The organism is Chromobacterium indicum, from assembly GCF_039708975.1.
Lineage (GTDB): Bacteria > Pseudomonadota > Gammaproteobacteria > Burkholderiales > Chromobacteriaceae > Chromobacterium > Chromobacterium piscinae.
The window spans coordinates 202,605-210,935 of sequence record NZ_JAYFSJ010000011.1; the positions used below are offsets into that span (position 1 = coordinate 202,605).

Here is an 8,331-nt window from a genome sequence, read left to right on the forward strand (position 1 = left end):
AACGCGTATAGCTGAACAGAATGCCGGGAGAGGCGGAAGGGCCGGCGAGGTGCCGGCCGTAGGATCAGGCCAGGCTGGCCTGAAGACTGGCGGCGTAGTCCGCCACTTGTTGCAGCAGGCTGCGCTGGCCATCGGCCAGCTCGCCGGCCTGCAATTCTGCCAATTCCTGCTGGAAAGCGGGCCAGGACTGGGTCAGGCGGTTTTGGCACCAGGCTTTCCAGCGTTTGGCCTCGTCGCCGGACAGGGTGTCCGGGAAGTTGCGCGCGCGGTAGCGGAACAGCAGCTCGGCCAGTTGCGGGTCTTCGAACAGCGCCATTTCGCCGGCCAGCTGTTCGGCGGACAGCCGGCGCATTTTTTGCAGCACTTTGCGGTCGTTGTTGGAAACGAAGCCGCCGTACAGGTTTTGATCCACGTCCTGGGGTTCGCCGGCTTCGCGCTGGTAGACGCGGCGCCACAGCGCCGACAGGTCGGGCAGCGCGCGGGCGGTTTCGGCGTGGCGGTGGATGGCGGCCAGGTCCATGCCCCAGCGGGCGGCGTTGTCGTCGCCCAATGCTTTCAGGTTGGCCACCACGAACGGCGACTTGTTGATGTGGATGGTCTTGATCGGCAGCCGGGCCATGCCTTCGGGCAGTTCGTCGGCGCGGGTGAACATGCGCTGGCGGATGTCGTCGGCGGAGAGGCCGCGCAATTCGGCCGGGTCGTGGGCCAGGTCCCAGACGATCACCTCGTTGGCGTTGGTCGGGTGGGCAGCCAGCGGCCAGATCACAGCCATATTGCCGCGTTCGACGCCGTACATGCCGGAAACGTGCAGCACCGGCTTGGGATCGTGCAGCGACAGCTGAACCTTGACCGCATCCTTCTTGCGCAGCGTCAGGTAGTAGTCGAACAGCTTGGGCTGGCGCTGGCGGATCAGCCGCGCCAGCGTGATGGTGGCGCGCACGTCGGACAGCGCGTCGTGCGCGGATTCGTGCGCCAGGCCATTGGCGGCGGACAGGTGCTCCAGCTTGAAGCTGGTGCGGCCGTCTTCGTGTTTGGGCCAGACGATGCCTTCGGGGCGCAGCGCGTAGGTGGCGCGCACCAGATCCAGCAGGTCCCAGCGGCCGCAGTGGTTCTGCCATTCGCGGGCATAGGGGTCGATCAGGTTGCGCCAGAACAGGAAGCGGGTGACCTCGTCGTCGAAGCGCAGCGAGTTGTAGCCGACGCCGATGGTGGCGGGGGTGGCCAGTTCGCGTTCGATCACGCCGGCGAATTCATGCTCGGCCACGCCTTGCTGGCGGCACAGCTGCGGCGTGATGCCGGTCAGCAGGCAGGCTTGCAGCGTGGGCAGGTAGTCGGGGGAGGGGCGGCAGTACAGCATCACCGGCTCGCCGATCTCGTTCAGCTCGGCGTCGGTGCGGATGCCTGCGAACTGGGACGGCCGGTCCTGGCGCGGCACGGCGCCGAAGGTTTCGTAGTCGTGCCAGAAGAATGTGTGATTGGACATGGTGGCGGCGGAAGCGGTAAATGCGGCTATTGTCGCACCGCCGCCGCCCGCCGGGCCAGCCTCTAGTCCATCCAGCCGGGTTTGCGCATCTCGATCAGCGCGCGTATGCCTTCGCGTCCCTCGTCGCTCATCCGCACGGTCAGGCTGTGCTCGATGCAGCGCTGCATCACTTGGGGCGTGATTTCCTGCTTGCCGATCTCGCCGATCAGGTGCTTGGTGGCGCGCATCGCCGCCGGGCTGTTCAGCAGCACCTGGCTCGCCATGTGCTCCACCGCGGCGTCCAGCTCGTCGTTTTCCACCACCTGATGGACCAGGCCCAGGCGTTTGGCCTTGCCGGCGTTGAAGCGCTCGGCGGTGATGCTGTAGCGGCGGGTGGCGCGCTCGCCGATGGAGCGGATCAGGTAGGGCGCGGTGAGCGCGGGAATCTGGCCGAATTTGACGTCGGCCAGGCTGTACAGCGCTTCGGATACGCTGATGGCGATGTCGCAACAGGCGACCATGGCCACGCCCAGGCCGAAGGCCGAGCCCTGGACCTTGGCCAGCGTGGGCTGGGGCAGGGTGTCCAGCGTGTGCAGCAGCCGCGCGATCTGTTGCGCGTAGCGGTTGAGCTCGTTGGCGGAGAACTGCGACAGCCGCCGCAGCCACTCCGGATCATGGCCGGCTGAGAAGCTGATGCCGCTGCCGGTCAGCACCACCATGCGCACGGTGGCGTCCTCGGCCAGCGTTTCCAGCGTGGCGGCTAGGAGGCTGATGGTTTCATCGTCCAGCGCGTTGTGCAGGCCCGGCCGGTTCAGCGCGACGGTGGCGATGCCGCGTTTATCCACGTTCAGCGTTACGGCGTCGGTGCTCATCATGTTTCCCCCTGTCTTGAGAATGGTTGGCCGCCTCAGTCCTGGCGGAAGCGGACGATGGCGCGGGCAAAGGCTTCCACGGCCTCGATGTGCAGCACGTGGGCGGCGCCGGGCAGCACTTCCAGCTCCGCGCCCGGTATCAGTTCCTGCAGCAGCCGCGCCTGGTACAGCGGCGTCAGCCGGTCTTCGTCTCCGACCAGTATATGCACCGGGAGTTGCAATTGGGGCAGCCAGGTGCGGGCGTCGTGCTGGCGGACGCCGTTGATCAGCCGGATCACGGCGTCCCAGTCCACCATGCCCGCCAGCAGCTTCAGATCGTCCAGCATCGCGGCGTTGCCGGCGAGAAAGCGGCTGGAAAACAGCCAGGGCACGCTGATCTGGTAACGCAGGTCCAGGCCGCCCTGGCTGTTGGCGGCGATCCAGCTGTCGCCGATATGGTGGTTGACGGTGTCGGCCCAGGCCAGCGTGCCGGCCAGCAACAGGCGGCTCAGCCGGTCCGGATGGCGGTGCGCCAGATGCTGCGCCACCATGCCGCCGTAGGACAGGCCCGCGGCGTACACCTGGGGCAGTTGCAGCCAGTCCAGCAGCGCGTCGGCCAGATCGGCCTGCTCGGCCAGCGCGTAGAGCTCGCCTGGCGGATGCTCGCTCTGACCCTGGCCGAGGAAGTCCATGCGGATCACCCGGAAATGCGGCTCCAGCAGGGGCATCATCAGCGTCCAGCCGACGGTGGACATGGTGATGCCGTTCAGCAGCAGCAGCGGCTGGCTGCCGTGGCCGCTTTCCTCGTAATAGATCTGATGTCCGGCTAGCTGGGCGTACGGCATGGCGGGCGCTCCTGTCCTGGGCGGTGTCGTGCTTAATTCATTCTAGAACCGGGCGCGCCCGGCTGAACAGAGGGCGGGCGCAAATCGCCAGTGTAATGTCGATGACATTTATTGTCGGTAGATTATCCAGGTTGAGCGGAATTCAGGCAGTCGGTCGAGAAATATGCAAACTTGCGTCGAGCCATCCCCGCCGGCCGGGGTGGCGGGGTGGTGCCGGGAATTGGAGCAGATCATAGGACAGCGCCGGCTGCAGCCGGTGTTCCAACCCATCGTCGATCTGGAGGCTGGCAGCATCCTGGGTTACGAAGGGCTGATACGCGGCCCGTCCGACAGCACGCTGCATTCGCCGATGATGCTGTTCGAGGCGGCGGAGCGCTGCCAGATGCTGCTGTCGCTGGATTTGGCCTGCCTGCGCGCCTGCGCCGAACGCTTCGCCGAGCTGGATCTGCCCGGCCTGCTGTTCGTCAACATCAATCCCGAAACGCTGCTGGCCGAGGAGTCCCGTCCCGGCGCGCTGCAGTCCTTCCTCGCCCGCATCGGGCTGGACCCCAAGCGGGTGATCCTGGAGTTGACCGAAACCCGCCCCAATGGCGGCTACCTAGCCTTGCGCGAAGTGACCACCCGGCATCGCGGCGACGGCCTGCGCATCGCGCTGGACGATCTGGGCGAGGGCTTTTCCAATCTCAGGCTGTGGTCGGAGCTGAGGCCGGACTTCGTCAAGCTGGACAAGCATTTCGTGCAGAACATCCATCTCGATCCCTTGAAAGAGCAGTTCGTGCGCTCGATGGCGGACATTGCCCGCCAGTCCGGCGCGCTGCTGGTGGCGGAAGGGATAGAGTCCGCGGCCGAGTTGCGCACGTTGTGCCGGCTGGGCGTGCGTTACGGCCAGGGCTATCTGCTGGCCCGGCCGCAGGCGGCCCCGCCGCGCGAGATTCCGCTGCAGGCGGCCGCGCTGCCGTGGTTCGGCGGCCGCCGCCACGGCCTGCGCAATCAGCCGCTGGCGCGCGATCTGCTGCTGGAGGTGGAGCCGCTGGAGGCTGGGGTGCCGAACGAAACCGCCTACCGCCGCTTCGCCGACGATCCGGCCTGCTTCGCCATCCCGGTGGTGCAGGACGGCGTGCCGGTAGGCCTGTTGCGCCGCCACCATCTGCTGGAAAGCTTCGCCAAGCCGTTCAACCGTGAGCTGTACGGCAAGAAGCCTTGCCAGCTGATGATGGACAAGCAGCCGCTGGTGGTCAGCGCCGACCTGACCGTGCACGAACTGTCCAGCCTGGTGGTGGCGGCCGAGCAGCGCTACCTGGTGGATGGCTTCATCATCGCCGAGAACGGCCGCTATCTGGGCATGGGCACCGGCTTCGCGCTGATGCGCAAGATCACCGAGCTGCAGCTGTCCGCCGCGCGCTACGCCAATCCGTTGACCGGCCTGCCCGGCAATGTGCCGATCAACGAGACCATAGACCGGCTGCTGGAGATGCGGACGCCGGTCGTGGTGGTGTACGCCGATCTGGACCATTTCAAACCCTTCAACGATTTGTACGGCTACGCGGCCGGCGATGCCCTGATCGAGCTGGTTGCCCATCTGCTGCTGGAGTGTGTGGACCAGGAGCGCGACTTCGTCGGCCATGTCGGCGGCGACGATTTCGTCGCGCTGATGCAGTCTGAAGACTGGGAATGCCGGCTGCGACGGATGCTGGAGCGTTTCGGCGAACTGGCGGCCCAGCATTTTTCCGACGCCCACCGCGCCGCCGGCGGTTTCGAGGTGGCCTCGCGCAACGGCGAGCCGGTGTTCCTGCCGCTGACCACGCTGTCGTTGGGCGTGGTGCGGGTGAGGGCGGGCCAGTACTTGAGCCACCACGAAATCGGCGCGGCGACGGCGGAAGCCAAGAAGCAGGCGAAGAAGCTGCCCGGTAACAGCCTGTTCGTCGAACGGCGCCAGCCGGGCGCGTCGTCCTGCTGCGCTTGCGGCCGTTGAGCGCGCAGGGAGTTGGCCTCGATTTCCTCTTCAAGTGTTTGATGTCTTAAACGCTGGCTTGCCGCAGCGCGGCATTTTTCTTGCTGAGGCGCGCAAGCCACAGACGATCGTTCTAGCGCGATCAATCTTGCGATCCCCGCTTGTCAAATTTCTTAAACATGGCATAGGCTGTGTCCACGACTGGCGCATCAGACGCCGGCAGCCGCCCGCACCGCGGCAGGGGAGTGTGAGGACAGTCTTGCCGCAGGCCCGCGTCCTTCCCCTTTCATCGCTCCATCTTTCCCGGCAATGCCGGCAGCGCTTTGCCATGCTGTAAGCGTGCCGGCGGCGCCAAGAGGCGGACGGATGTGTCCGCCGCGTGTTTCAAGCGTCCAAAACAGCAAGCGGCGCCGGCAGGGCGCCGCAGTCGGAGGGAGTGGGAACATGTCGGAAGCCATCGCGGCCAGCAAGCAAGCAGCCAGCCCCATCGCCAACGCGGCCCCGGCGGGCGTTGTCGCCGCAGGGAGCGAGCCGCCGTACCTGAGGATAAGCGGCGTGGTGAAGAAGTTCGGCGACCACCTGGCTGTGGACCATATCGACCTCGATATCCGCCGCAACGAGATCTTCGCCTTGCTAGGCAGCTCCGGCTGCGGCAAATCCACGCTGCTGCGCATGCTGGCCGGCATGGAAACGCCTACCTCCGGCCGCATCATCCTGGACGGCCAGGACATGCAGGGCCTGCGGCCGTACGAGCGGCCGGTCAACATGATGTTCCAGAACTATGCGCTGTTCCCGCACATGACCGTGGAGCAGAACGTCGCCTTCGGCCTGAAGCAGGACGGCGCGCCGCGCGACGAGATCGCCGAGCGGGTGGCCAAGATGCTGGACCTGGTGCAGATGCGCAAATACGCCGGCCGCAAGCCGCACCAGCTGTCCGGTGGCCAGCAGCAGCGGGTGGCGCTGGCGCGCAGCCTGGTGAAGCGGCCCAAGCTGCTGCTGCTGGACGAGCCGCTGGGCGCGCTGGACAAGAAACTCCGGCAACAGACCCAGCTGGAGCTGGTCAACACCATCGAGGCGGTGGGGGTCACCTGCATCATGGTCACCCACGACCAGGAAGAAGCGATGACCATGTCCAGCCGCATCGGCATCATGAGCGAGGGCAAGCTGCTGCAGGTGGGCACGCCGACCGAGATCTACGAATATCCGAGCTGCCGCTTCACCGCCGAATTCATCGGCGAGACCAATATGTTCGAAGGCGCGGTGGTGGTGGACGAGCCGGACCGGGTGGAAATCAATTCGCAGGAGCTGGGCGGCGTCATCCACATCGACCACGGCATCACCGGCCCCAAGGGCATGCACGTGTGGGCCAGCGTGCGGCCGGAGGACGTGCGGCTGGACAAGCAGCCGCTGCAGCCCGGCGCCAACCGCGCCGCCGGCACCGTGCGGGACATCGCCTACCTGGGTAGCTACTCCGTTTATCACGTGAAACTGGCAGGCGGCAAGATCGTCAAAGCCGTGGTGCCATCGTCGCGCTGGTGCGACGCCAACGAGACCGCGCCCACCTGGGACGAGACGGTCTATCTCAGCTGGCGCGCCGATTCGCCGGTGGTGCTGACCCAGTGACATCCGCGCCCCCGGCTTGCCGGGAGCTTCCCTTTCGATTCGCCCTGAGGACTTTATGCTGCGTTTCGCCCATCAGCCGCATCCGCCATCCTATTACGCCGCCACCGCCCACGCCTGGGACCCGCAGCCTCCGTTGCGCGGCGAGGCCGCTTGCGACGTGTGCGTGGTGGGCGGCGGGCTGGCCGGCTTGTCGGCGGCGCTGAACCTGCGGGAGAAGGGTTTTACTGTCATCCTGCTGGAGGGCTCGCACGTCGGTTTCGGCGCCTCCGGCCGCAACGGCGGCCAGGTGATCGCCGGTTACGCCGGCGACATCGACGGCATCCGCTCCCAAGTGGGCGAAGAGGCGGCCAAGGCATTGTGGGACATGTCGGTGGAAGCGGTGGAAATCATAGACGAGCGCGTGCGCCGCCATGACATCCGGTGCGACTGGCAGCGCGGCTACGTCAGCGCGGCGGTCAAGCCCCGCCATATGCGGGAGCTGGAAGACTGGCAGCGCGAGGCCGAGCAACGCTACGACTACGGCGGCATGCAGCTATGGGAACGCGAGACGCTGCGCGGCAAGCTGGCCAGCGAGCGCTACCAGGGCGGTTTGTTCGACCCCCGCTCAGGCCATCTGCACCCGCTCAACTACACGCTGGGCCTGGCCCGCGCGGCGCTGGATGCCGGCGTGGCCGTCCATGAGCAGACGCCGGCGCTGCGTATCGAACAGGGCGACGCGCCCAAGGTGCACACCGAGCACGGCGTCGTGCGCTGCCGCCATTTGGTGCTGGCCTGCAATTCCTACATCGGCGCGTTGGCGCCGCAATTGGAACGGCGCATCATGCCGGCCGGCACCTATGTGATCGCCACCGAGCCGCTGGGAGAGGAGAGGGCGCGCGCGCTGATCGCCGACAATATGGCGGTGTGCGACACCAACTTCGTGCTGGACTACTACCGGCTGTCCGCCGACCACCGCTTGCTGTTCGGCGGCAAGGTCAGCTATTCCGGCCACGAGCCGCGCGACCTGGCCGGCTCCATGCGCGCCGACATGCTGCGCGTATTCCCGCAGCTGGCCGATGTCGGCATCGACTACGCCTGGGGCGGGTTCTGCGACATCACCGTCAACCGCGCGCCGGATTTCGGCCGCCTGTCCGGCAATGTCTACTACCTGCAAGGCTTCTCCGGCCACGGCGTCAACATCACCGGCCTGGCCGGCAAGGTGGTGGCCGAAGCCATCGCCGGCACCTCGTCGCGGCTGGACCTGTTTTCCAAGATCCGCCACCGCGACTTTCCCGGCGGCAAGCTGCTGCGCACCCCGGCGCTGGTGTTGGGGATGGCGTACTACCGGATGAGGGACTACCTGTAGTCGTCATCGTGTCCATTGCAGGGGTGAAAATTCACTAAGCCAGCAAGTTGTTGATAGAAATGGTAATAATAATTACTGCTGATTGAGTTGGATGAATATTTTAGTTTTCAGCTAAACAACTGTGATTTTCCCGCGATAAGACTGTTAATTCGGTCATTAATAATATGCGGGAGTGAAGTATGGTTGCAGTGGTGACAGGCGCGGGGCTGGGTTTGCACAACGGTTCGCTGGCGGCGCTGGGCGCGCCAGGCCAG

Annotated in this window: 6 protein-coding genes; 3 read left to right on the forward strand and 3 right to left on the reverse strand. The window is 66.0% G+C overall.

Features of this window, described 5'->3' with window-relative positions; translation table 11 throughout:
• Positions 1 to 64 precede the first annotated feature (64 nt).
• The 3 genes from sbcB to VA599_RS16575 form a co-directional block, all read right to left on the reverse strand.
• Complete coding sequence (gene sbcB / locus VA599_RS16565) at positions 65 to 1,483, reverse strand: exodeoxyribonuclease I (RefSeq protein ID WP_346789569.1); 1,419 nt, start codon at positions 1,481 to 1,483, stop codon at positions 65 to 67.
• A gap of 62 nt (positions 1,484 to 1,545) precedes the next feature.
• Entirely contained in the window at positions 1,546 to 2,337 is a 792-nt protein-coding gene (locus tag VA599_RS16570; RefSeq protein WP_234004526.1) for an enoyl-CoA hydratase-related protein, read from the reverse strand.
• 32 nt (positions 2,338 to 2,369) lie between these two features.
• Positions 2,370 to 3,158 carry an alpha/beta fold hydrolase gene (locus VA599_RS16575; protein ID WP_021477035.1) on the reverse strand — a complete coding sequence of 263 codons (789 nt, stop codon included), beginning with the start codon at positions 3,156 to 3,158 and terminating at the stop codon, positions 2,370 to 2,372.
• Positions 3,159 to 3,321: 163 nt separating this feature from the next.
• Between VA599_RS16575 and VA599_RS16580 the strand changes: the two genes are divergently transcribed.
• The 3 genes from VA599_RS16580 to VA599_RS16590 all read left to right on the forward strand — a co-directional run bounded on the left by VA599_RS16580 (position 3,322) and on the right by VA599_RS16590 (position 8,077).
• Positions 3,322 to 5,130, forward strand: a complete 1,809-nt coding sequence (locus VA599_RS16580) for a GGDEF domain-containing protein (RefSeq protein ID WP_346789571.1) — start codon at positions 3,322 to 3,324, stop codon at positions 5,128 to 5,130.
• 423 nt (positions 5,131 to 5,553) lie between these two features.
• Complete coding sequence (locus VA599_RS16585; protein WP_021477037.1) at positions 5,554 to 6,732, forward strand: ABC transporter ATP-binding protein; 1,179 nt, start codon at positions 5,554 to 5,556, stop codon at positions 6,730 to 6,732.
• Between the two features lie 55 nt (positions 6,733 to 6,787).
• On the forward strand, positions 6,788 to 8,077 hold the full coding sequence (locus tag VA599_RS16590; protein ID WP_346789573.1) for an NAD(P)/FAD-dependent oxidoreductase: 1,290 nt from the start codon (positions 6,788 to 6,790) through the stop codon (positions 8,075 to 8,077).
• The last annotated feature ends 254 nt before the right edge of the window (positions 8,078 to 8,331 follow it).

Bases quoted from the DNA above. Each gene is read 5' to 3' on its own strand.
- sbcB (WP_346789569.1), bottom strand. From the start codon at position 1,483: ATGTCCAATCACACATTCTTCTGGCACGACTACGAAACCTTCGGCGCC.
- VA599_RS16570 (WP_234004526.1), bottom strand. From the start codon at position 2,337: ATGATGAGCACCGACGCCGTAACGCTGAACGTGGATAAACGCGGCATC.
- VA599_RS16575 (WP_021477035.1), bottom strand. From the start codon at position 3,158: ATGCCGTACGCCCAGCTAGCCGGACATCAGATCTATTACGAGGAAAGC.
- VA599_RS16580 (WP_346789571.1), top strand. From the start codon at position 3,322: ATGCAAACTTGCGTCGAGCCATCCCCGCCGGCCGGGGTGGCGGGGTGG.
- VA599_RS16585 (WP_021477037.1), top strand. From the start codon at position 5,554: ATGTCGGAAGCCATCGCGGCCAGCAAGCAAGCAGCCAGCCCCATCGCC.
- VA599_RS16590 (WP_346789573.1), top strand. From the start codon at position 6,788: ATGCTGCGTTTCGCCCATCAGCCGCATCCGCCATCCTATTACGCCGCC.